General features: G+C 55.0%; 23 protein-coding genes. 9 read left to right on the top strand and 14 right to left on the bottom strand.

The genetic code is table 11. From position 1 onward, the window contains the following. Positions 1 to 43 precede the first annotated feature (43 nt). Positions 44 to 1,006 (bottom strand): phosphatase PAP2 family protein, encoded by a 963-nt coding sequence (locus AB9F26_RS10905; protein WP_335583810.1) that lies wholly within the window; start codon positions 1,004 to 1,006, stop codon positions 44 to 46. Positions 1,007 to 1,141: 135 nt separating this feature from the next. On the opposite strand from AB9F26_RS10905, the gene greA reads away from it, so the two are divergent. Continuing rightward, positions 1,142 to 1,612, top strand: a complete 471-nt coding sequence (gene greA / locus AB9F26_RS10910) for a transcription elongation factor GreA (protein ID WP_335583811.1) — start codon at positions 1,142 to 1,144, stop codon at positions 1,610 to 1,612. 21 nt (positions 1,613 to 1,633) lie between these two features. Next, on the top strand, positions 1,634 to 2,665 hold the full coding sequence (locus AB9F26_RS10915) for a hypothetical protein (RefSeq protein ID WP_335583812.1): 1,032 nt from the start codon (positions 1,634 to 1,636) through the stop codon (positions 2,663 to 2,665). Here the strand turns inward: AB9F26_RS10915 and AB9F26_RS10920 are convergent. Genes AB9F26_RS10920 through AB9F26_RS10930 form a run of 3 tightly spaced genes read right to left on the bottom strand, consistent with a single transcriptional unit; the run spans position 2,662 to position 5,860 of the window. Then, the gene (locus AB9F26_RS10920) at positions 2,662 to 4,413 is read right to left on the bottom strand and encodes a bifunctional molybdopterin-guanine dinucleotide biosynthesis adaptor protein MobB/molybdopterin molybdotransferase MoeA (RefSeq protein WP_335583813.1); all 1,752 of its coding nucleotides are present in this window, start codon (positions 4,411 to 4,413) and stop codon (positions 2,662 to 2,664) included. The genes AB9F26_RS10915 and AB9F26_RS10920 overlap by 4 nt on opposite strands. Next, a complete protein-coding gene (mobA, locus tag AB9F26_RS10925) occupies positions 4,410 to 5,030 on the bottom strand; it encodes a molybdenum cofactor guanylyltransferase MobA (protein ID WP_369768017.1) in 621 nt (206 codons plus the stop codon). The genes AB9F26_RS10920 and mobA overlap by 4 nt, the downstream gene beginning before the upstream one ends. Further along, positions 5,027 to 5,860: a formate dehydrogenase accessory sulfurtransferase FdhD gene (locus tag AB9F26_RS10930; RefSeq protein ID WP_369768091.1), complete on the bottom strand. Its 834-nt coding sequence runs from the start codon at positions 5,858 to 5,860 to the stop codon at positions 5,027 to 5,029. The genes mobA and AB9F26_RS10930 overlap by 4 nt, the downstream gene beginning before the upstream one ends. Positions 5,861 to 5,940: 80 nt before the next feature. Between AB9F26_RS10930 and AB9F26_RS10935 the strand changes: the two genes are divergently transcribed. Both AB9F26_RS10935 and AB9F26_RS10940 read left to right on the top strand, forming a co-directional pair. After that, positions 5,941 to 6,651: an AzlC family ABC transporter permease gene (locus AB9F26_RS10935; RefSeq protein ID WP_369768018.1), complete on the top strand. Its 711-nt coding sequence runs from the start codon at positions 5,941 to 5,943 to the stop codon at positions 6,649 to 6,651. Further along, positions 6,648 to 6,977: an AzlD domain-containing protein gene (locus AB9F26_RS10940; protein WP_039001786.1), complete on the top strand. Its 330-nt coding sequence runs from the start codon at positions 6,648 to 6,650 to the stop codon at positions 6,975 to 6,977. The genes AB9F26_RS10935 and AB9F26_RS10940 overlap by 4 nt, the downstream gene beginning before the upstream one ends. 62 nt (positions 6,978 to 7,039) lie before the next feature. Here the strand turns inward: AB9F26_RS10940 and AB9F26_RS10945 are convergent, their stop codons facing one another. The 4 genes from AB9F26_RS10945 to AB9F26_RS10960 form a co-directional block, all read right to left on the bottom strand. Continuing rightward, a complete protein-coding gene (locus tag AB9F26_RS10945) occupies positions 7,040 to 7,174 on the bottom strand; it encodes an aa3-type cytochrome c oxidase subunit IV (RefSeq protein ID WP_039001785.1) in 135 nt (44 codons plus the stop codon). Positions 7,175 to 7,254: 80 nt separating this feature from the next. Then, a complete protein-coding gene (locus AB9F26_RS10950; protein WP_335583816.1) occupies positions 7,255 to 7,722 on the bottom strand; it encodes a DUF6173 family protein in 468 nt (155 codons plus the stop codon). Continuing rightward, on the bottom strand, positions 7,706 to 8,782 hold the full coding sequence (locus tag AB9F26_RS10955; RefSeq protein WP_369768019.1) for an MBL fold metallo-hydrolase: 1,077 nt from the start codon (positions 8,780 to 8,782) through the stop codon (positions 7,706 to 7,708). The genes AB9F26_RS10950 and AB9F26_RS10955 overlap by 17 nt, the downstream gene beginning before the upstream one ends. After that, on the bottom strand, positions 8,779 to 10,497 hold the full coding sequence (locus AB9F26_RS10960; RefSeq protein WP_369768092.1) for an acyl-CoA dehydrogenase: 1,719 nt from the start codon (positions 10,495 to 10,497) through the stop codon (positions 8,779 to 8,781). The genes AB9F26_RS10955 and AB9F26_RS10960 overlap by 4 nt, the downstream gene beginning before the upstream one ends. 145 nt (positions 10,498 to 10,642) lie before the next feature. Between AB9F26_RS10960 and AB9F26_RS10965 the strand changes: the two genes are divergently transcribed. Next, positions 10,643 to 11,557, top strand: a complete 915-nt coding sequence (locus AB9F26_RS10965) for an L-threonylcarbamoyladenylate synthase (RefSeq protein WP_335583878.1) — start codon at positions 10,643 to 10,645, stop codon at positions 11,555 to 11,557. Here AB9F26_RS10965 and AB9F26_RS10970 read toward each other — a convergent pair. Then, entirely contained in the window at positions 11,554 to 12,123 is a 570-nt protein-coding gene (locus AB9F26_RS10970) for a YqgE/AlgH family protein (RefSeq protein WP_369757612.1), read from the bottom strand. The two genes, AB9F26_RS10965 and AB9F26_RS10970, sit on opposite strands and share 4 nt — an antisense overlap. Before the next feature lie 114 nt (positions 12,124 to 12,237). Here AB9F26_RS10970 and AB9F26_RS10975 point away from each other — a divergent pair, with 114 nt between their 5' ends. Beyond that, on the top strand, positions 12,238 to 13,062 hold the full coding sequence (locus AB9F26_RS10975) for a protein-disulfide reductase DsbD domain-containing protein (protein WP_335583820.1): 825 nt from the start codon (positions 12,238 to 12,240) through the stop codon (positions 13,060 to 13,062). Here the strand turns inward: AB9F26_RS10975 and AB9F26_RS10980 are convergent. From AB9F26_RS10980 to AB9F26_RS10995, 4 genes are all read right to left on the bottom strand, one after another. Then, positions 13,051 to 16,461: an efflux RND transporter permease subunit gene (locus tag AB9F26_RS10980; protein WP_369768020.1), complete on the bottom strand. Its 3,411-nt coding sequence runs from the start codon at positions 16,459 to 16,461 to the stop codon at positions 13,051 to 13,053. The two genes, AB9F26_RS10975 and AB9F26_RS10980, sit on opposite strands and share 12 nt — an antisense overlap. Before the next feature lie 2 nt (positions 16,462 to 16,463). Next, a complete protein-coding gene (locus tag AB9F26_RS10985; protein ID WP_335583822.1) occupies positions 16,464 to 17,936 on the bottom strand; it encodes an HlyD family efflux transporter periplasmic adaptor subunit in 1,473 nt (490 codons plus the stop codon). Positions 17,937 to 18,040: 104 nt separating this feature from the next. Then, complete coding sequence (gene moaB, locus AB9F26_RS10990) at positions 18,041 to 18,571, bottom strand: molybdenum cofactor biosynthesis protein B (protein ID WP_369768021.1); 531 nt, start codon at positions 18,569 to 18,571, stop codon at positions 18,041 to 18,043. Further along, positions 18,564 to 19,379: a uracil-DNA glycosylase gene (locus AB9F26_RS10995; RefSeq protein ID WP_335583824.1), complete on the bottom strand. Its 816-nt coding sequence runs from the start codon at positions 19,377 to 19,379 to the stop codon at positions 18,564 to 18,566. The genes moaB and AB9F26_RS10995 overlap by 8 nt, the downstream gene beginning before the upstream one ends. A gap of 107 nt (positions 19,380 to 19,486) precedes the next feature. Between AB9F26_RS10995 and AB9F26_RS11000 the strand changes: the two genes are divergently transcribed. The 3 genes from AB9F26_RS11000 to plsY are packed head-to-tail and all read left to right on the top strand — an operon-like array spanning position 19,487 to position 22,352. After that, positions 19,487 to 20,428: an aspartate carbamoyltransferase catalytic subunit gene (locus AB9F26_RS11000; RefSeq protein WP_039001778.1), complete on the top strand. Its 942-nt coding sequence runs from the start codon at positions 19,487 to 19,489 to the stop codon at positions 20,426 to 20,428. A gap of 24 nt (positions 20,429 to 20,452) precedes the next feature. Further along, positions 20,453 to 21,739 (top strand): dihydroorotase, encoded by a 1,287-nt coding sequence (gene pyrC / locus AB9F26_RS11005; protein WP_369768022.1) that lies wholly within the window; start codon positions 20,453 to 20,455, stop codon positions 21,737 to 21,739. Beyond that, positions 21,726 to 22,352 carry a glycerol-3-phosphate 1-O-acyltransferase PlsY gene (gene plsY, locus AB9F26_RS11010; protein ID WP_369768023.1) on the top strand — a complete coding sequence of 209 codons (627 nt, stop codon included), beginning with the start codon at positions 21,726 to 21,728 and terminating at the stop codon, positions 22,350 to 22,352. Before pyrC ends, plsY begins: the two co-directional genes overlap by 14 nt. 74 nt (positions 22,353 to 22,426) lie before the next feature. Here the strand turns inward: plsY and AB9F26_RS11015 are convergent, their stop codons facing one another. Further along, entirely contained in the window at positions 22,427 to 22,681 is a 255-nt protein-coding gene (locus AB9F26_RS11015; protein WP_369768024.1) for a hypothetical protein, read from the bottom strand. Positions 22,682 to 22,747: the final 66 nt, after the last annotated feature.

The raw sequence follows: 22,747 nt of genomic DNA on the forward strand, positions 1-22,747 counted from the left end.
CAAGCAACGGAATGATCGGCAACGACCACAAAAATTTCATGGACTAAACCACGACTTCGCCAGTTTTGCGCGATTGCCATAGCAAAAATTTCCAAAGCAGGACGATGAACAGGATCGAAACATATCCGTCCACCACGTAATGCCACCCCAGAAAAACCGACAAAAACAAGTAAGTGAGTACGAAGGCGATGCAAATGGGCAATGTTTTGGGGAAGCGCTCGTAAATATAAAGCGCAAACATTGTTGCAACTCCGATGTGAACGCTTGGGAAGGCGGAAATTCCCGTCCCGAGGTGCTGATTTCCCTCCACATAATTTTCCCACAAGTATTCCTGAATGAAACCCACAGCTCCGCCCATTGTCCCCGAAGTATTGAGGGCTTCGAGCAGCGGCGCAAAGTCATTTCCACCGTAAACGCGGTCAAAGAAGATCGGACCACAGGACATGAAAACGAGCGCGATTACATTCCCAAGCACAACCCAAGATGCGAAGTACAAAATTAAAAATCGGCCCACCCGCTCTTTATTACTGTCCACAACCAGCAAAATTACTGGAAAAATGACGCCGATTGCCAGCCAAACTTTTAGGTAAATAAAGGTTGTCAAAGCTTCAGGGATATAGGCCTGAAATTGGTGCGTCAGCTCCCACGGTGTCCTTCCAAAAGAAAGAAGCTCGTCGACTTCAATCAAGAATGGATCAGCATAAAATGGACTAATATTCACCATCGTTGTCTTGATAAGGGTAAACACCAAGTGTTGAATTCCAGCGAGAATTCCGACGACAAACGCTAACGGTAACCGCTCGCGCAACAGGTCTCGTGCAAAAATAAGCCCGAAAACAATAATTCCCAGAAAAGCCCAACTTCCATCAAGCAAGAGGCTTAAGGGTGCCAGTAAAACTTCATGCCAAAAATTTCTGTAGATCTCGAGCGGAACATCCGTGAAAAACCAAACGATCGCAAAGCCCGCAAATAAATGGCCCGCAACTAGATAGAAATATACTCGCACTAAACTGCCTGTTTTAAATACTATTTTTCGGTCGTTATTAGTGGGACTTCTGCTGACACACTATTGACTTTTTATGCCAAGCTTGAATTAACAAGTATGTGTTGCCAATAACCCATTCATTCACATAGGGCACCCATGGAAAAAATACCAATGACCCAAGCTGGGTTCTCTCGGCTTGAAGTAGAATTAAAGAAATTGAAAACTGTTGAACGGCCGCTCATAATTAGTGCGATTGCCGAAGCGCGTGAGCACGGTGATCTTTCTGAAAACGCCGAGTACCACTCCGCCCGCGAAAAACATAGTTTTATTGAAGGCCGAGTCAAAGAACTTGAGGCCATAATTTCGCTTGCCGAAGTCATCAATGTTGCCGCCTTGTCGGGCACGATTAAATTCGGTGCCACCGTCACAATTGTGGACGAAGACACGGACGAGGAAAAAACTTACCAGATCGTTGGGGAGCCGGAGGCGAACCTTGAAAAAGGCCTTCTCAACATTAAATCCCCGCTCGCTCGCGCCCTCATCGGCAAGGAAGAAGGCGACAGTATTGTTTTTAACGCTCCTGGTGGGACACGTGATTACGAAATCCTGAAAATCGTCTTTCAGTAATACCAAAGCGGAAAGTTCTCCATGGCGGGTACCGAAAAACAAGAGACACTGGACTTGGGAGTTAGCTCCCAACGCGCCACAGCAGCGGGCCTTTCGAGGCCAGAAAAGCTTGCTGTCGCGTTGTCGGCTGTATGGATGGTCGGCGTTGCAGCTATTGTCTTGATGTCTCAAGGCGACACCGCAGCAGCTCAACTTGAGTCGTTGCGGTTTATCATGACTTTGGTAGCCGTTTTCCTGCCCGTCGCGGTTGTTTGGGTAGGTGTTTTATCGGCGCGCAGCGCGCGGACCATCCGCGACGAGGGTGCGCGCCTCCAAGCTTCAATCGACGCCATGCGCCTTAGCTATGTTGCCCAACAGCAGAGCGTCACGCTGGCCAATATTCCGTCCGTGGTTGAGAAATTGGACCAGATCGTTTCCGCGCAGCGACAAACCGAATCCACGATCGCAACCTTTGCCACATCTCGCCCAGCGAGTGCGCCTGCCCCAATGTTGATCAAGTCTGCGACCCTGACCACTGCCCGACAATCCTATGACGCGCAACCAACGTTGGCCCTCGGCACATCCTCTGAGGACATCGCGCCGCCCTTGTCCAAAGCTGATTTTATTCGGGCCGTGAATTTCCCCGAAAATGCCGAGGACAAAGAAGGTTTCGCCGCCCTGCGTCGTGCCCTCAAAGATCGCGAAGCCTCCCGCCTCATCCAGTCCGCACAAGACGTTTTGACCCTGCTCAGTCAAGACGGGATTTACATGGACGACCTGCGCCCGGATCGGGCGCGCCCCGACATCTGGCGCCAGTTTGCCAATGGGGAACGTGGTCGGACAGTGGCGGTTATTGGCGGCATTCGGGATCGGTCTTGCTTGGCGTTAACTGCGGGACGTATGCGTCAGGACCCCATTTTCCGCGACACGTCACATCATTTTTTGCGCCAGTTCGACAAAACCTTTTCCGTCTTTGAGGCCGACGCCACCGACATGGAAATCGCCGAAATTACTGATACAAGAACCGCGCGGGCATTTATGCTTTTGGGCCGCGTCTCGGGTACCTTCGACTAAATTCCAAAACCCGAAAATGGTAAAAACCGAACGGGCGAACCCTCTTTGATTTCGGTCTGATCTTCTGAAAGTTCGATCAATCCATTCGCCCAGCTCAGCCCAGATATCCGCCCTGACCCTTCCGAGGCAAAAGCTTCAACCCGTCCATCCTCCGCCAAACGCGCACGCAAAAACTCCCGCCTACCAGGTTTCTTTCGTTTGGAAAACGCCGCCGGAACATTAAAGCCAAGCGGCACAACCCATTCCGCCCCAGACAAAACGGCCAGCGACGGACGCGCAAAAATCAAGGCGCAAACAAAGGCCGCCACAGGATTCCCGGGAAGGCCAAATACCGGCACGTCCTGCCACATCGCTAAGGCCAATGGCCGTCCAGGTTTTATCGCAATGCGCCAAGTTTGCAGCGCGCCTTTTTCGGCCAAAAGTGCCCCCACATGATCCTCATCGCCCCCCGACGCGCCGCCAGAAGTAAAGACAACATCGACTTGCGCGGCCGCAGCATTGAGCGCCGCTTCAAGCACATCACGATCATCCTTCACATGTCCAAGATCCACCGCTACGTGGCCCCACGCCGCTGCAAGCGACAACAGCATCGGGCGATTGGCGTCATATGTTGCCGACGGGTTTTGCGTACTTCCCGGCGCGACAATTTCGTCCCCCGTTGAAAGCACACCCACGCGCAACCGTTGAAAAACCGGAACATCCTGCGTGCCCGTCGCCGCCAGAATAGCGATCTCGGGCGCGGACAGCCTTTGCCCCGCGCGCAAAATGACCTCCCCCTTATCCACATCCTCGCCCGCGCGGCGGGTGTTCGCTCGCGGCTTGAGTGGCCCGTTAAATTTGATCGCGCCCCCTTGGAAAGCGACATCTTCTTGCATCACCACACTGTCAACTCCGGCGGGCAAAACTGCCCCCGTCAAAATGCGCACGGCCTGACCCGCCGCGACAGATCCCTCATACGGGGCACCCGCAGCGGCACGCCCGTCCAGCACTTGCAATTCTTGAAAACCCGCACCGCGAGAATTGGAAAACCCATACCCATCAACCGCCGAGTTTGCCGCGGGCGGATTGGCCCGCAAAGCCACTTGATCCAAAGCCAAAATGCGCCCCAAAGCTGCGTCCAACGGAATTTTCTCAGCGCCAACCACCGTTGATAACTGCCCCTTCAAGCGGTCCAATGCCTCCTGAACCGGCGTCCAATGCATTCCTTCTGGCAAGGCAAAGCAATCGTCTTTGAGCGGGGGAACCACGCTGCCCCCTAGTCCGACATGTGCTAGAATAAAATCCGCTATCCCTGCCGTGTCGTCCAAATCGAAAACAGGGAGGTGCAAATTCTGCGGTTGATCTGAAGCCACGCCAACAATGCTCGCATCCTTTAGGCAAATGAGCGCCTCCCGCGCCACCTCCGCGCGATGCACTTCTATTTTGGGGTGGGGTGACGCCTTAAACCCTTCAACCAAAACCAAATCAACAGTATCTAGTCGCGCCAAATGTACCGCGAGGTCCGGCTCCTGTTCTCCACGTAATTCGTCCATCAACGCCCAGCGTTGGGACGATGAAAGCAGCACCTGCTTTGCGCCTGCGGTTCGGTGCCGATGGCTGTCTTTGCCTTCCTGATCGATATCAAACCGATGATGGGCGTGTTTGGTCGTGGAAACTGAGAACCCCCGCCGTGTAATCTCGGCGATCAGTCGCTCCATCAGGCCCGTTTTGCCGTTGTTTTTCCAACCCGTGATTCCAAAAACCCTCATGCGCTGGCCGCCAAAAATGCACGCGCTTGTGCCAAATCTCCTGGGGTATTCACGTTAAAAAAGGGATCAAACGGGTCGGTTGGGAAAACGGCCTTTGCCACTCCGTGCACATCGGCCCAAAGGATAACCTTGCGCACGCCGCCCTTTAGCGCGACACGCAAATCCTCCCGCAGGGCTACTGGCCACAGCCCGAAAACTGGATGTAACATCACTTTTCCCGCTTCATTTGGCGTCGCCGCCATCGCAATCGGTAAGTTTTCGGTTTCCGACGCGAGCAACAGTCTTGGTACAATGTCCGCAGGGAAAAATGGTGTGTCGGCGGCGGCGGTAACGATATGATCCGCCCCCTGCTCTGCGGCCCAATCTAGCCCCGCAAGCACCCCCGCCAATGGCCCAGCAAAGCCCTCAATCGTGTCGCCGAGAATCGTGAGGTTGAACGCCGAAAACCGAACCGGGTCGCCATTCGCATTGAGGGAAAGTTCGGCAACTTGAGGCTCGAGACGCTCAATCACATGCGTCAACAATGGCACGTCACCAAGGTGGGTCAAACACTTGTCCCCGCCCCCCATTCTCCGCGATTCCCCGCCAGCCAAGATAACGCCTAATGGTGCTTTCATTGCGACGCCTCCTTGTTGCGCATCACGGGTTTTACATCCCGGATAAGGCGCTCTTCCCCCGACAAACACGTAAAGCGTTGCCCACGCATGCGCCCGATAAGGGTCAGCCCAATCGACTGTGCAATCTCAACCCCCCAAGCGGTAAACCCCGAACGGGACACAAGGGTTGGAATGCCCATTTGCGCGCATTTAATAACCATCTCGCTGGTAAGGCGCCCCGTCGTGTACATAATTTTATCCGACGGATCAGCCCCCGTGGAAAACATCCATCCCGCAACCTTGTCCACGGCGTTGTGCCGACCAACATCTTCCATATAAACCAACGGCTTATCCTGATAGCACAGCACCGTTCCATGAATGGCTCCAGCCGTCAAATACAGGCTTGGCATACGATTAATACTGTCCGCCAACGCATAGAGCCAACTCGTCCTTACCTCGACTTTGGGCAACTCAAGCGCCTCCAGCCCCTCCATCATATCGCCAAATACGGTCCCCACGGCACAGCCACTTGTGCGGGTCTTCTTGCGCATTTTTTCCTCATAGTCGGTCTTGCGTTCTGTACGAACAACAACGACCTTCAAGTCCTCATCATAATCGACGCCCGTCACAACATCATCCGCGTTCAACATCCCCTGATTACGCAGAAACCCAAGCGCGAGATAATCGGGGTAATCACCAATTGTCATGGCCGTAACGATCTCTTGACTGTTGAGGTAAATCGTTAACGGTCGTTCCTCGACGACATCGATTTCCACAGGCAATCCGTCCTGATCAAATCCCACGACTTTGCGGGTCAAGCCTGCGCGCTCCGGATCCGGCGCAATCAACATTGGTACAATATTTGGGGTTGTTGCCACAGACCGTCCCTCTATAGGTTTAGCTTAATTTTCCGATAGCTTAGAGCCAGTCCATGCCCAACTCCACCATCAAATCCGCGTTTTGGCGTGGTCTTCGCGACGGATCGCCTTTTCTCGTCGTCGGCGCGCCGTTTGCATTGCTTTTTGGCGTCGTCGCGACCGAGAACGGGTTGGACATCCTTCATGTCATGTCCTTCTCAATTTTGGTAATCGCGGGGGCGGCGCAATTCACGGCCGTCTCCTTGATGGATGAAAACGCCCCCACAATTATCGTGCTTTTGACAAGCCTCGCGGTCAACTTGCGGATGACAATGTATTCCGCGTCACTTGTGCCTTACCTTGGCAAAGCCCCCCTCTGGCAACGCGCAACCGTCAGCTATTTGTTGGTGGATCAGGGATATTCTGTCAGCATCTCGGAATACGAAAAGCGCCCGAAAATGAGCGTCCCAGAGCGGTTTGCGTATTTTGCTGGGACAATGACCCTCCTCACGCCTGTTTGGTATATTTTCACCTTCGTCGGGGCAAAGGTCGGCTCGGAAATCCCGCCCGCGTTCGCCTTGGATTTCGCGGTTCCCATCACGTTTTTGGCCATGGTCGCCCCGATGTTGCGTACGGCAGCCCATGTGGCCGCAGCGGTAGTTTCCATCATCCTCTCGTTGCTTCTGGGTTTTATGCCCGCGGGAACCGGCCTGTTGGTCGCCGCCTTTGCTGCCATGATCGTAGGCGCGCAAATTGAAGTCTGGATGAAAAGGAACGCCACATGACTTATTCGGACGCAAATATTTGGTTCATCATCGTTGGTTTGGGGCTCGGAACCTACTTAATCCGCTTCTCGTTCCTTGGCCTCATTGGCGGACGTGAATTACCGGAATGGTTGCTGCGCCATTTGCGTTATACACCTGTTGCCGTGATGCCCGGGCTTGTGGCTCCGCTGGTTCTTTGGCCTAACGCCACGGGCGGCGATCTTGATCCCGCGCGTTTAATCGCGGCTGGTGTCACGCTCTCGGTGGGGTATTTTAGCAAGAATTTCCTCGCCGCGTTCTTTTGCGGCGGCATTGCGCTATATCTTTCGCTCTACTTGCTTAACTAGACCGAATGGGCCTTAAAATACGAACAAACGGCGGCCTATGAGCCGCCGCTTTGAGTCTGCACTTATGTGTTGAAAAGCGCTAAAAAGATCAGAATGCCGATCGAAATTCCGCCTCCCCAAGTCACCAATTTAATAAATCCGGCAAAGGTGTTTTCTTGAACTTCAACGTCCGCTTCACCGTGCTTATGTTCGGCCATCTGGTTATTCCTTTTTTGTGTCACATGTCATGATTATCGACCAATTAAACGATTCAGAGCGGCATGTCACCCTCTGACATTCACTTGGCGCCTTCTTCTAAATCTGCCGCCAATCGAAAGCCAATTCTATTTGGCGCGGCGGCAGCCTTCAGCTTGGGAAGGGCGCGGAGCATGACCGAGAGTTGAGATACATGTTGGATCAATTGCGTTTTGGCACCCGAAGTTTCGGTTCCATAGAATGTAATGATATCAGGATCATAATAGCCAAGCCCCTCAATTCGCAACACCCCTGCGTCGCCACCAACAAATCCCATGGCCACTTCGTGCTCATTGTCGAGCTGCTCTTCGAAGTTTTTGATATACATAATCAAGCGCTCATAGGCCCAGTGAGCGGGTGTTTTTTGCCCCATTGGGGTTTTCGATACGCCCTTTGGCACCGGCTTCTGCTCAATTGTTTTAGGTGGATTGGGGCCACAATGCACCACATGCGCGCGCGGCAAGGCTTCTGCTTCTACAGCTTCAGCAGTTGTTTTAATTTTCCCGTCCATCGAAATTCTCCTTCACGCAATACTCCCACGCGTCGTTTTCGCGGGCTGATCGGGTAACTTTCCCCGCTAAGTATAGGTGATTTACGTGCGCGATTGCTTCGACCAATGCAAGCCCGTATTCGCCCTCGCCGATTGTTCGTTTATACAGCGGAGGGAAACATTCATGTGCCGTTTTTGGGGTTTCAAGGAATTCCAACAAACGCTCCAAACCACTATGATGATTTTTTATCAATTGCTTAAGCCGCGTAGGAAGGCCCGTATAAGGCAGCTTATGACCGCCCAATATGAACTGGTCCGCGCGCGCATAGGCGCTCAAACGTTCGCAAGCCTCGAGCCATTCTCCGAGCGGGTCGGCCATCGGTTCGGTGGCATAAACACCGATATTGGGAGAGATTGATGGCAGGAGTTGATCGCCCCCGATTACCAATTCGTCGTCGCGACTAAAAAGGCAAGCATGCTCGGGCGCATGGCCATTGCCGATACGCACATCCCACATTCGCCCGCCAATTTCCAACGTGTCCCCTTCTTGGATACGCGTGTACCCAACCGGCATTGGCGTGACGATATCGGCAAAATTAAACGGACGTTCTTGGGAGCGTTTCGTATAGGTCGCGGCTTCCATCCCCGCCTGCCGCCAAAACGTCAGGTTTTCCTCGGTTGGAAGCTCCTGATTATCAAGCGTTAACATGCGCGCGGACAGCCACGCCGTGCGTGTAGTGATCAATTCTGTACCGAATTCCGTTTGGAACCACCCCGCAAGCCCCACATGATCGGGATGGTGATGGGTCACCAAAAGGCGCGCCACGGGCTTGTCTTCCAGGGGGCCCGCCATCAAGTCTCGCCAAATCTCGCGGGTTCTTTTTGTATCAAACCCTGTGTCAACAATCGTCCAGCTTTCCCCGTCGTCAAAGGCATAGACGTTCACGTGATCCAGCTTCATCGGCAAAGGCAGGCGCATCCATAACACCCCCGGCGCAACCGTAATTGCCTCCCCCTCAGCGGGCGGCGTTTCAAACGGATATCTGATTCCCGCCGCTATTTTGCGCCCCTGCACGTTCACGCGCCAAGGTCCTCGGCGGTGATCGCAAAGAGGTCCTTTTTCCCTTCGCGAACATGTTGAAGCAGGGCCACATGCTCGGGCAGCAATCGTTTCACATAGAAGCGTGCAAGCCGTGTGCGCGGGCCTTCGCCCTCCTCCGCCATCGCCGCTTTAAGGTGAGCATGACTGCCCAAAACAAGCGCGAATGCCTTCAGAAATGGAACAGCGCCCGAAAACCGATCACTCATATCGTCTTGGCTAACCAACCATTCCGTCGCTTCTCGCAGGGTCTCGGCGGAAGCCCAAACCGCACCTGCCATTTGCGGAAACTGGCCACGGGCGGACTCGGCGTTGTTTTCAACTTCTTCGAGCAAACGGAAGGCCGCGTCGCCGCCATCCATCATTTTGCGGGCCACAAGGTCCATCGCCTGAATGCCGTTCGTGCCTTCGTAAATCGCGGTGACGCGCACATCGCGGGTAAATTGCCCCGCGCCCGTTTCCTCGACATAGCCCATGCCGCCGTGCACCTGAACGCCCATCGTCGAAACTTCGATCCCGACATCCGTGCCATAGGCCTTGGAAATAGGGGTCAAAAAGGCCGCCCGATCGCGCCAATCTGCCTCGCCCGTCGCGTTCCCCATGTCGATCGCAACCGCGCAAGACAGGGCGATGGAACGGGCCGCAAACACTTGTGATTTCATTGTGGCAAGCATCCGACGCACATCCGCGTGCTCCACGATTGCGCCGCTGCCACCCTCGACAGGTGTGCGACCTTGCTTGCGCTCAACGGCATAGGCCAAGGCATGTTGGAAGGCCGCTTCTGCAACCCCAATACCCTCGACTGCAACCCCTAGACGAGCGTTGTTCATCATGGTGAACATGGCTTTCATGCCACCATTTTCCTGCCCGACAATCCAGCCTTTCGCGCCATCAAAACTCAAAACGGCGGTCGGCGAACCGTGCAAACCTGTTTTATGCTCAAGCGACACAACCTTCAGCGTATTCGCTATCCCAGGCACACCGTTTTCATCGGGTATCAGCTTAGGCACCATAAACAGGCTAATCCCGCGCGTCCCTGCAGGAGCGTCCGGCAAGCGCGCCAAAACGAGATGACAGACGTTTTGGGTAAAATCATTGTCGGCCCAGCTGATGTATATTTTCTCGCCTGTAATGGCGTATTCGCCGTCGCCCATAGACACAGCTTTCGTCGACAAAGCGCCCACATCGCTTCCCGCCGCAGATTCGGTCAGGTTCATCGTGCCACTCCATTCGCCGGAAATCAGCTTGGGGAGGTAGAGGGCTTTGATGGTGTCGCTGGCGTGATGTTCCAGCGCTTCGATTTGCCCTTGGGTAAGCAATGGATTCAACTGAAGCGCCAAACACGCGCCCGACATCATGTCGTTCACTGCGGTCAAAACCGCAAACGGCAGGCCCATACCGCCAAACTCCTCCGAGGCCGCCGCGCCAATCCATCCACCGTCGGCAATCGCGGCATAGCCTTGGGCAAAACCAGTGGATGTACGCACGACACCATTCTCAAGGCGTGCAGGTTCCAAATCCCCAATCCGATTCAACGGCGCAATCACATCGTCGCATAATTTACCCGCCTCGAGGAGAATCGCTTCCACAACATCGGGCGTCGCTTCGGCGAACTTCTCGGTTGCGTATGTCTGCTCAAGGCCCACAATATTGTCGAAAATAAACTGAAAATCAGCAGTCGGCGCGCGATAGGGCATTTGGCCTCCGTTCAACAGCTTGGCAAAAACGCCCGACGCCGTTATGTCTTGTGAATTCAAGATCGAACCTAGTACATCCCGCGCGACCATCAATAAAAACGCCACGTCAGAAAGACTTGTTATTCAAACCCTTCTCCTCCCAGAAATGCCAGACGGCGTCAATCAAGCAGCAAAAATCTTGACGCGCGGAGGGCTTTGCGCCTTTCCGACCGAAACGGTTTACGGGCTTGGCGCCGATGCGCGCAACAGCACAGCAGTTGCGGGTATTTTCCACGCCAAAGGACGGCCCCAGTTCAATCCGCTGATCGTCCACGTCGCCTCCCTTGAGGCGGCCGAAAAATACGGGGTGTTTAATGAGGATGCCCGCGCGCTTGCACAGGCCTTTTGGCCCGGCCCCCTCACGCTTGTTGTACCTCTGCGCGCGGATGCAGGGCTGTCGAGTTTGGTCACGGCGGGGCTTGGGTCGGTTGGACTGCGCGTCCCTGCGGCTCCTTTGGCGCATGATCTTTTGCAAACCTTCCAAGGCCCCGTCGCCGCTCCCTCTGCGAACCCCTCAGGCAAGATCAGCCCCACAACTGCGGCGCATGTTGTTGACGGCCTATCGGGGCGCATCGACGCGATTTTAGATGGCGGCTCTTGCGAAGTCGGCCTCGAAAGCACGATTGTTGGATGCGTCGCGGCCCCAACCCTTTTACGGCACGGTGGGTTGCCCAAAGAAGCGATCGAACAGTGCCTCGGGCACGACCTCGCCGACGCAAAAGAGGGCGAGATATCCGCACCGGGCCAACTTTTGAGCCACTATGCGCCCAGCGCCCCAGTGCGCCTAAATGCGACCGAAAAACTTGCGGGCGAGGTTTTAATTGGGTTTGGCGCAACCAAAGACGCTGACCTTACGCTTTCCCACAGTGGGGACTTGCATGAGGCGGCGGCGAATTTGTTTGATATCTTGCATCAAGCCAACGCCTTAAATGCCGAAAAAATCGCCTTCGCACCGATACCAGAAGTTGGACTTGGACAAGCGATAAACGACCGCCTGCGCCGCGCTGCCGCCCCGCGTTAAGCGTTGCCAGACACCGAAGACAGCATCAACGGACTCACCCCAAGCTTGGCAAGAGCCGCTTCCCATTTTTCCATGTTGTCTGCTTCAAAAACCACGTCTGGGTCCGCATCTGAGGTCAACCATCCGTTGGCGAGGATTTCGTTCTCTAACTGCCCCGGTCCCCATCCCGCATACCCCAAGGCCAACAAAGCACTTTGCGGACCATTGCCAGTACATAGATCCTCAAGAATATTTAGCGTGGCGGTCATTCCAAAATTTTGATCCACTTGAAGGGTCGTTTCGCCGCCATCGTAATCATTAGAGTGCAGCACAAATCCGCGCGCGTGTTCAACAGGACCGCCAAAATGCACATGAATGTCGTCGCCACGATCACTGGGCGCGATCCCGAGTTGGTCTATCAGCGTGTCAAATTTCACGTTAAAGGAAGGCTTGTTAACGATGATCCCCATCGCGCCCTCGGAGGAATGGGCACAGAGGTAAACAACACTGTGGTCAAATCGCGTATCCCCCATTCCGGGCATCGCAATCAGAAGTTTACCGCTTAAGCTTTCCGTCACACTAATCATCTGGTTAGTGTGCTAAGAAAGTTGGCGTGTTTCAAGTGGATTAAATGGCGCAGTCACGGTGTTTTCGCTGAAATGTGATTTTCCAAAAAGGGGGTGTGCCCTATATCTGGTGTTATGAAACATTTTCCCCTCTTTCGACGTGCGTTTTTCTCTGCGGTCCTTGCCCTTACGTCAGCGGCGTCTCAAGGCTCCGCACAATCCAGCTTGGACGGCGACAAAATGGTTTCGTTGGAAATACTAACGGGGTGGCGGGCACAGGATGGCACCCAAATCGCGGCAATGAAAATCGCGCTTGCACCAGATTGGGTGACCTATTGGCGTGTGCCCGGTGAAGCGGGAATTCCCCCACAATTTAGCCTGACGCAAAGCGAGAATATTTCGGGGATTTCTTTTTCTTGGCCGCGCCCCAAAGCCGAAACAAAATTCGGTTTGCAATCATTTGTGTACCACGACCAAGTGATTGTACCGATGACAGTGACCCTCAAAAACCCAAGGGCACCTGCGCGCCTTGCGGGTGAAATTCAAATCGGAGTCTGCGCGGATGTCTGCATTCCCGTAAAGCTTTCATTTGATACTGATTTGCCCGCAACGGGGGAAGTGGGGACCAAAGCAATCAAACACGCCCTCTTACTGGGCGCGCGCGCATCCAAAACAACCGCGACATGTGATTTCATCCCCAGCGCCGCGGGCATGGGAGTGCGGATCACAGCGAAACTCCCTCCCCTCAAAGGGCAGGAAATTGCCGTCGTGGAGCACAGTGATCAATCGCTCTGGGTGAGTCCGACCCGCGTTTCACGCAATGGAAACACCCTCAATGTGGAAACATCCCTTGCTAGCGACACCGGCCTCCCGACAGGGCTGCAACGCAGCGATCTACGCCTCACGGTTCTGGGCGAGAGCGATATGGTAGAGTTTATCGGCTGTCACTCACCCAGCTAGTTTGCGATTAACTTGCCGCGCCATAACCACCGCGCCAATGAGGTAAACTGCCAAAGTAGCCAGCAAAATTCCCGCGACAAACACCCCAAAAGCCGTTGGCATAACGGGTCCATCTGCGAGTCTAGGAACGGCCGCAAGCAAAGGCGCCCAAAGCGCGCCCGTCAGGAGAGCGGCCCCCAAAGTGGCAGCAAAAATCACAGCGGACAACCCCACCAAAATAGCCACGCTCCAAGACGCAACGGCCCCACCCACAGGAAACCGGATCGCGCGTTTAAACGCCGCAACGTGGCGCGCGGTGTCGCTCTGAATGGCGACCAAAGACGGCACAACCAACAAAACAAGCACCATGCCAAATCCGAGCCCATACACCAATGTAATCACCGTTGGTTTCAGGAATTGCGCTTGGCTTGAGGTTTCAAACAACAGGGGCGAAAGGCCCAAAACGGTTGTCAGCGTGGTGAGCATGACAGGACGCAATCGATCCGCAACCCCATCAACAATCGCAGGAAACAAACCGCGTTCTTCGGCGTATTCGTCAATCGTTGTGATCAGAACGATCGAGTCGTTGATGACAATGCCCGTCATCCCTATCAGCCCCACAACCGAGAACATTGACAGTGGCACATCCCATACCGCATGGCCATAAATCGTCCCCACGAGGCCGAAGGGAATAATCGCCATCACAACAATCGGGCGCGTCCAACTTGAGAAAACCCAAGCCAACACGAGGTAGATGCCCGTCAGGCACAAAATCAAACCCAGAAACGCATCATTCAGGAAATCGCGACCCTGTTCATCTAAGCCAGATTGATTCCACCCAACCCCGAAGTCGGACTCAATTTGCGGTAGAATTTCATCGCGCAATTGCGCCGAGATAGCCACAGCCCGCGCAGGATCATCGTCGGAGATATCCCCCGTCACCGTGACAACGCGCAGGCCATTTTCGCGCCTCACGGTCGAAAAACCAGTCTGGCGTTTTACCGTTACAATATCTCCCAAAGGCACATAACTACCGCTTTCGGCCCGCAGGTAGGACTGTTCCAAGAAGTCCGCACCAAGCTCCCCTTTTGGAAGTTCAACGCGGATTATTGCGCTCCGAGGTCCGTCTGGATAGGTCGCCGCCTCAATACCATTTAAACGGTCGCGCAAAATGCGCCCCAGATCATCGATGGCAAAGCCAAGTGACTGGCCTTGTGGGGTCAACTCAAGAATGAGTTCTTCCTTGTCATAAGACAGCGTATCTTCAAGCGCCGAGACTTCAGGGAAAGAGATGAGCGCGGTTTTCAAGGCTTCCGCGGCCTCTTTGAGGGTCACCGCAGAGGCGCCATAAAACTGAACATCCAGCGCATCACCACCTGGGCCTGACCGGCCGCCTCTAAAGCTCACAAGTTCCGTGCGAGGTGTTTGAACCATCTCATCCTGCAAATCGGCGAGAAAGGTAAAGCTGCTGTAAGGGCGCAAATCCGCGTCGATGAGTTCGACGGAAATTGCCCCCAAAAGCGAAGAATCCTTAGACTCGACCCCCGAAAATCCACGCCCAGCATTCCCGCCAATTTCGGCGAGGGAATAGGCCACAGGATTGGTACCATGCTCGACCTCGTATCGCGTGCCCAGCACCTCCACAGCGCGTTGCATTTCTCGCATCATCACTTTTGTGTCGTCGCGCGTTGCGCCGTCCACCATGGCAAAATTTCCCGTGATGGTCGAAAGTTCTGGCGCATTAAAAAACCGCCATTGCACATCGCCTCTGATAAAAACCGCAGCCTGCGACGCCAGCAAAAGGATGCCCGCCGCAAACACAGGATAGCGAAGGCGCACCACCAATCGCATCATCGGGCGGAAAAAGTTATCGCGTACATCGCCAAAGCCACGGTTAACCACTCGACTTGGCGCGTCGTACCAATGATTTTTACCGGAATGGGCCAGAGCATGGCTGAGGTGGTTAGGTAGGATCAAAAAGCACTCAACAAGCGACGCAATCAAAACGGCGATAACGGTAAACGGAATATCCGCAATCAAGCTGCCAAACCGCCCGCCAATCGCTACCAATCCGAAAAAGGCAATCACCGTCGTGATGGTTGCAGAAAAAACAGGCGGAGCCATCCGCCGCGCGGCGTTCTCTGCGGCCTCAACGGGGGATTCCCCAAGACGCCGCGCCCGAAAATCCGCGTGTTCGCCCACCACAATTGCATCGTCCACAACGATGCCGAGCGTAATAATCAACGCAAATAGCGAGATCATGTTGAAGGTCAATCCACCCGCATACATGATCGCGACCGCCGCCAACATCGCGACGGGAATACCCGCCGCGACCCAAATTGCCGTGCGCGCGTTGAGGAACAAAAACAACAATGTAACAACGAGGGCGAGGCCCATCAAACCATTCTCAAGCAACAGATTTAACCGCCCCGTAATCGCCTCGGCGCGGGTGTTAATCAGGCTGACGGATACCCCCTGTGGAACCACCGTCCGCATCTCGGCGGCGACCTTCTCCACCTGTTTTTGAATACCGATTGCATCCCCTTGGGCCGAACGATCCACGCGGACAACAATTGCGGGATTGTCACCGACAAAATAGGCCCGATCATGATCGACCCCGTACGTGGTGATCGTTGCCACATCGCCCACTGTGAGTTGGGTGCCGTCAGATTTGCTCTCAATCACCACGGATGAGATTTCATCAATACTCTTTTTCGCGACCCCCGTGCGGACCCGAATATTGGCGCCCTCAACATCCCCTGCGGGATCAGCGGCGGCTTCTGCGGCAATGACCGAAGCGATTTGAGCCATCGAAAGGTCATTCTGAATCAGCGAGGTCGCTGTAACCTCAACGATGGTTTCTGGCGCAGAAAGGCCGCGAATACTTGCGCGTGTAACGCCCTCAGCGAATAGGCGCGCGACAAATTCATCGGCCAAACGCCCGAGTTGCTCGGCGTCTACCGGCCCAGTTAGAACCACATCCGTGACGCGATCGCGCCATGCACCGCGCCGGACAACGGGATCGTCAGCCCCCTCAGGGAGGTTGGAAATCGTATTCACGGCGGACTGAACATCATCCGTCGCGCGGGCCATGTCCCAGTCGTCTTCAAAATCGAGCGAGACCGAAGCACTACCTTCTCTTGAAGTCGACGTCGAGGTTTCAACCCCCTCCACTGACAGCAACACTGGCTCCAATAATTGGATAATCGCGGAGTCCACATCCTCTGATCCGGCCCCCTCCCATCGCACCGAGACGCTTACGTTATCAATGACGATATCGGGGAAAAACTGCGCACGCATACGGGGTGCTGCGGCCAATCCAAGGGCAATCATGACCACCAAAAGGAGATTTGCTGCGGTGGCGTGACGCGTGAAATAGGACAACACACCACTCGCAGATCCGGAAAGTTTACGCGCCATGATCAGCCCCCCATCCGACCTTCAAGTCGCTCGACCACACTTGACGGGACTTTAGGTTGGGACAGCTGGCCAAGAATGCGTTCCCGCGCGTCGGCGGGCATCCGTTGATTGCTTTCGACAAAAGCGATCAACTTGCCGCGTCGCTCGTCCGTAAGTTCAACCAACTCTGGTTCGGGCTTGGCGGCTTGCTCGGTGTCTTGCACGCCTAAAGGTCGCGCTGGTGTTATCTTAATTCCCGCCCCCAAAAGCGGCGAACGTTCGGCGACGATTTGCCGTCCATAAAGCGCCTCTGCTTCGATCAAAATATCATCGCCCTGCCGCCGCAAAACATTCACGACAACAGACTCAAGACGGTCCTCTTCCCCAACGGCCAAAACTTCAGAAGCGGCATTTATGGCGAGAGCGGGGATAAGGGCGGCGCGCCGCAAAACAGGCTCGTCCGCATGTACAGTCACGAAATCCCCGGGGCGGAAACCGGGCGCGTCTTCAAGACTGGCATAAAGCACGCGGCCCGTTTGGCCCTCGCCGACGCTCGCGCTTTCGCGGGTAATTTTACCCGAGACCTCTAAATCAAGGTCCAAGACATTGAGGCTCACCGAAATATTCGATCCAATCAGGCGCCCTTGCCCATCCAAAAGCCGCGCGTATTGGCCGGTGGAGACGCGAAACGCGACCTCAAGAAGCGTGGGATCAATCAGTTGCGCGATCTGCTCATTATTTGTAACCAACCCTCCCTCAACGAGGGTTACCCCCGAAAGCGTCCCTGTAAAGGCTGCATAGATTTCGGTCTCTGCAAGGCGGCGTTCGGCTTCGATTTTCTCAATATCTTGCCGCACGAGAGATGTTTTTGCTGTACTCACCCGCGCCACGGCCTGCGCGATGGCTTGGCGGCGCGACACAATCGCTTGATTGGCCGCCGCGACCGCAAGGGCTGCGGTTTCAACAGAAGCATCAGTGCCAACCCCCCGCTTTCGCAAATCGTTTTGCCGCGTGAGGGCCGCTTCGCGCAGGTCCGCTTGTGCCTGTACCGCCGCGAGGTCTTCGTTCGCCAAAATCAGCGCCGCTTCCGCCTCGCTCAATTCCGCATTTGCTTCCAAAATATCCGCCGCAACCCGCTTCACCGTGTCTTGGGCATCTGCGGGATCAATACGCAAAAGAAGCTGGCCTTGCGTGACACGCCCACCTTCCTCAAACGCCTCGTCCATGAAAACAACAGTCCCGCCAGATGCCGCACGCACGTCTAGAATACGCCGGCTGCGCACTTCGCCAAACGCGGTAAACACAGGGGTATGCTCGCCCGCAACCACATCAAGGACATTCGCGGCAAATGCCCGCTCGCGGACGGGTCTTTGACGATCTTCTTGCTCGGCCAAGGATCGCACAGCAGAAAACACAACTTGCCCCGCCCATGCCAAAATCCCAAGGGTGAGGGACAGTAAAAGGACGCCAATCAGGCTCCGGCCAAGAAATCGCATAAATCGTCTCCGTTGGCGCATTTTACCACAATGGGAATGGCGCCAGAATCAAGAATTCGTGTGCCGACCAACAAGGGCGGATAAAAGGTATACGTAGCAGAAACCTACTTCCGTCGCATTTTTTCCGTTAATCGCGGAAATATTTCAACAAAATTGCACGGCATGTGACGATAATCGAGCTGGTGCACCAAAATTTCATCCCATGCATCCTTGCACGCGCCGGGACTTCCGGGGAGCGCGAACAAATAGGTCCCCTGTGCAACGCCTCCGGTGGCGCGGCTTTGGACCGCGGATGTGCCAATTTTCTTCATCGAAACGATTGTAAAGACCGTGCCAAAGGCCTCGATCTCTTTTTCATAGACGTCGCGATGCGCCTCGACAGTCACATCGCGCCCCGTGAGGCCCGTGCCGCCCGTGGAAATAATCACGTCAATTTCAGGATCCGCACACCACTCGCGCAATCGTGCCGCGATTTGGTCCCGCTCGTCGTGGATGATTTCGCGCGCGGCCAAAATATGTCCAGCCGCTGTAAGCCGATCCACTAGAGTTTGCCCCGAGCGGTCCTCTGCGAGGGAGCGGCTGTCTGACACCGTTAAAACAGCAATGCGGACGGGTAAAACTGCGCGTTCAGACATGACTTAACTCCCGAAGGCGGGCTTGCAACGCCAAGAGGTCCGCCCATGCTTCGCGTTTACTCTCTGGGGAACGCAACAGTTTCGACGGGTGCAACATAGGGAGCGCTGGCCGTTCTTGGGCCGTTGTCCATTGACCACGCTGGCGGTTGATATTCCCTTTTCCCAAAAGCGCAAGGCACGGCGAATTCCCCATCAACACAACCACATCGGGGTCTGCAAGCTCGATATGACGGGCCAAAAACGGACGCATCAAAGTGAGTTCATCCATCGTAGGTTCGCGATCCTGTGGCGTGGGCCAAGGCAATACCGTGGTGAGGTAAAGCGCTGTTTGCGGGTCGGGCGTACCACGAACGTGACCGATGGCGGCAAACATTCGGTCCAAAAGCTGGCCTTGCGCACCATAAAACGGCGATTTGTTGCGATCTTCGTCGACGCTGGGCACTTCGCCAATCACCATGATGCGCGCCTGTGGGTTTCCGTCCGAAAAACAAAATCCGCGTGCGCCTTTTTTCAGGTCACAGCCTTCAAATGCCTCGGTTGCGGATGCAAGTTCTGCGAGGGTCGAAGCCCCTTGTGCCGCAGCAACCGCCCTGCGACGTGCTTCTTCCAAGAGATCGGCTGCGCTCACTTCGGTATGAATAATAGGCGCGGGTTTCGCGGTTTTTTTCGCAAGTGCCGCAGGGGGGGCCAGTGTCGCCGGAATTTCATAGCGATCAATCGGAGAATCTTCGATCGCCTCATCGGCTCCGAGCTCGATCTGCCATTCCAACAAGGCTTTCGCCTCATAATATCCGAGTTCTGTCTCCATCCGTTTAAAGTATGCTGCGGGGGGCAAAGGGTAAAGCGGAGAAAAGAATAAATTGCCCCCGCGCGCCGTAGTTTCTATAAGCGAGAAAATCGACACAGGGGCTAGCCATGACTTTCCGCGCCAAGCATCTTTTGGGGATCGAATATCTCGCCCCAGATGAGATCACCACACTTTTAGATTTGGCCGAGACCTATGTCGAATTAAACCGCTCCAAAACCAAACATTCCGATGTTTTGGCGGGCCTGACCCAGATCAACATGTTCTTTGAAAACTCGACGCGCACACAGGCCAGCTTTGAGCTTGCAGGCAAGCGTTTGGGGGCGGACGTGATGAATATGGCAATGCAGGCCAGCAGCACGAAAAAGGGCGAAACGCTGATTGACACGGCGCTCACCCTGAATGCCATGCACCCCGATTTGCTGGTGGTGCGCCATCCACATTCCGGTGCCGTCAACCTGTTGGCCGAGAAAGTGAATTGTGCCGTTTTGAACGCGGGTGATGGCTTTCACGAGCACCCGACTCAGGCCTTGCTGGATGCCCTTACGATCCGCCGCGCCAAGGGGCGTTTGCATCGGCTCTCTATTGCCATCTGTGGCGATATTGCCCACTCGCGGGTTGCCCGCAGTAACCTGATCCTGCTTGGGAAAATGGAAAATCGTGTGCGCCTCGTTGGACCCACAACTCTGATGCCCAGTCAGATTTCCGAGTTTGGCGTCGAAGTCTTTGATGATATGCGCGAAGGCCTTGCGGACGTTGACGTCGTGATGATGCTGCGCCTTCAGAAAGAACGCATGGACGGCGGATTTATCCCAAGCGAGCGCGAATATTACCACCGCTACGGCCTTGACGCCGAGAAGCTGTCCTATGCCAAACCCGATGCCATTGTCATGCACCCTGGCCCGATGAATCGCGGTGTCGAGATCGACGGCACTATCGCCGACGACATCAACCGCAGTGTCATTCAGGAACAAGTCGAGATGGGCGTCGCCGTGCGCATGGCCGCGATGGACCTTTTGGCCCGAAATTTGCGCAATCGTTCCGCCGCCTAATCTTCTAAGCCTAGGAAGCCAAACATGAAAACTCTGCTCGCCAACGCGATTTTGATAGACCCCGAAGACAAAACCGAAGCCCTCGGTTGGTTGCTGCTCGACGCGGGTTTGATTACGGACAAAGGCACAGGGACGCCTCCCGCCTGCGCGAACACGATCGATTGTCGTGGCCTGCACCTTGCGCCCGGGATTGTGGATATCGGCGTTAAAATCGGCGAACCGGGCGAGCGTCACAAGGAAAGTTTCCGCACCGCAGGCGCAGCGGCGGCGGCGGGTGGAGTTACCACAATGATCACCCGCCCCGATACATCCCCTGCCCTCGACACGCCCGAAGCGCTGGAATTTGTGACACGTCGCGCCAACGAGGCCGCCCCCGTAAATATCCTCCCCATGGCCGCCCTGACCAAAGGTCGCTTGGGCCATGAAATGGTTGAAATCGGCTTCCTCACGGATGCGGGGGCCATTGCCTTTTCCGATTGCGATCATGTCGTCGCTGATAACAAAGTTTTCTCACGCGCGCTGACTTATGCCAAAAGCCTCGGCGCCTTGGTTATTGCCCACCCCCAAGATCCGAACATGTCAAAAGGCGCGGCTGTCACCTCCGGAAAATTCGCGTCGCTGCGCGGCTTGCCCGCCGTGTCGCCGATGGCCGAACGGATGGGGCTTGAGCGCGACCTCGCGTTGGTTGAAATGACCGGTGCCCGTTACCACGCCGACACACTCTCTACTGCCGCCGCCCTGCCCGCACTGCAACGTGCCAAAGTCGCGGGGCTTGATGTGACCGCAGGGGTCAGTATCCATCACCTCACGCTCAACGAACTTGATGTCGGCGATTATCGTACGTTCTTTAAGGTTAAGCCGCCGTTGCGTTCAGAGGATGATCGTCTTGCGATGGTCGATGCCGTAGCCACCGGCCTGATCGACATCATCTCCTCGATGCACACCCCGCAGGACGAAGAGAGCAAACGCCTTCCCTTCCAAGAGGCCGCATCAGGCGCTGTCGCGCTCGAAACCCTGCTGCCTGCCGCCCTCCGTTTGGTCCATAGCGAGTTAATCGACCTACCGACACTATTCGCGGCACTCGCGCTTAATCCCGCAAAACGCCTCGGGCTTCCCTGTGGACGCCTCGCGATTGGCGCGCCTGCGGACCTCGTTCTATTTGATATCAATGCGCCTTTTGTGCTGGATCGTTTTTCCCTCAAGTCAAAATCTAAGAATACCCCCTTTGATGGGCAACGAATGCAGGGCAAGGTGCGCATGAGTTTTGTCGCCGGACACGCCATTTTTGGAGCTGATTATGCCGATCATTGAGACTTCCGCAGCCATTTTGGCCGTCGCCACAATCCTTGGCTACCTGCTTGGGTCAATTCCCTTCGGGATGATTTTGGCCAAAGCGATGGGGCTTGGAAACCTGCGGGAAATTGGCTCGGGCAACATAGGCGCCACCAACGTTTTGCGCACAGGCAACAAAACCGCCGCAGTCCTCACACTGATTTTGGACGGCGGAAAAGGTGCCGTGGCCGTTCTTATCGCACACGCACTTTGGGGCGAAGGTGCGGCACAAATCGCTGGACTGGCCGCGTTTTTGGGCCATTGCTATCCGGTTTGGCTGAAATTCGCGGGCGGCAAAGGTGTGGCAACTTATCTTGGGATCATGCTCGCCCTAAACCCCATAATCGGCCTCGCAGCCTGTGGCACATGGTTGGCATTTGCCGTTTTGCTCCGCTATTCTTCGCTCGCAGCGCTCATGGCTGCGGGATTTGCGCCAGTATGGATGGTTGTTTTGAGCCGTGACACGACCTTCATCCTCGGCGTTGTGCTTGCCATTCTGATCTATTGGCGACACCGCGCCAATGTCGCGCGCTTGCGGGTCGGCAGTGAGCCGAAAATCGGGCAAAAACAGTCACCAAAAACTGGTGTGTAAGTCGACATTCCCAGACTTCTCAAAGAAACCCGCCGAAATAAACCGGCGGGTTTTTATTCCGTTAAGAGCCTTTTCTATTTCTTTTCAAGGCGCTCCAAAGCTTCAGCGGAGCGGCGTGTGTTATGATAAATGCCGAGGGCCATATAGAAAAATCCGCCCATCAGGATGACGTAAAGAGATCCAAAAACTAGGAAAAACAAGCCCGCGAAAATCCCACCTTGGCTTGGGTTGAGCATCGCCACCACACTTCCCACAAGCACGCCCAGCGCCATCAAAATAACGAGAACACCAATGAGCTTCTCAAACGAATTAATAAAGAAATCGCGCATATCTAATCCTTCCTGTGAAATTTATACCGCAAATTTGCGCTACAAATTCCTCTAAGGCAAGAAAAT

Origin of the sequence: Falsihalocynthiibacter sp. BN13B15, from assembly GCF_041205415.1 — a bacterium.
In the GTDB taxonomy this organism is placed as follows: Bacteria; Pseudomonadota; Alphaproteobacteria; order Rhodobacterales; family Rhodobacteraceae; genus Falsihalocynthiibacter; species Falsihalocynthiibacter arcticus.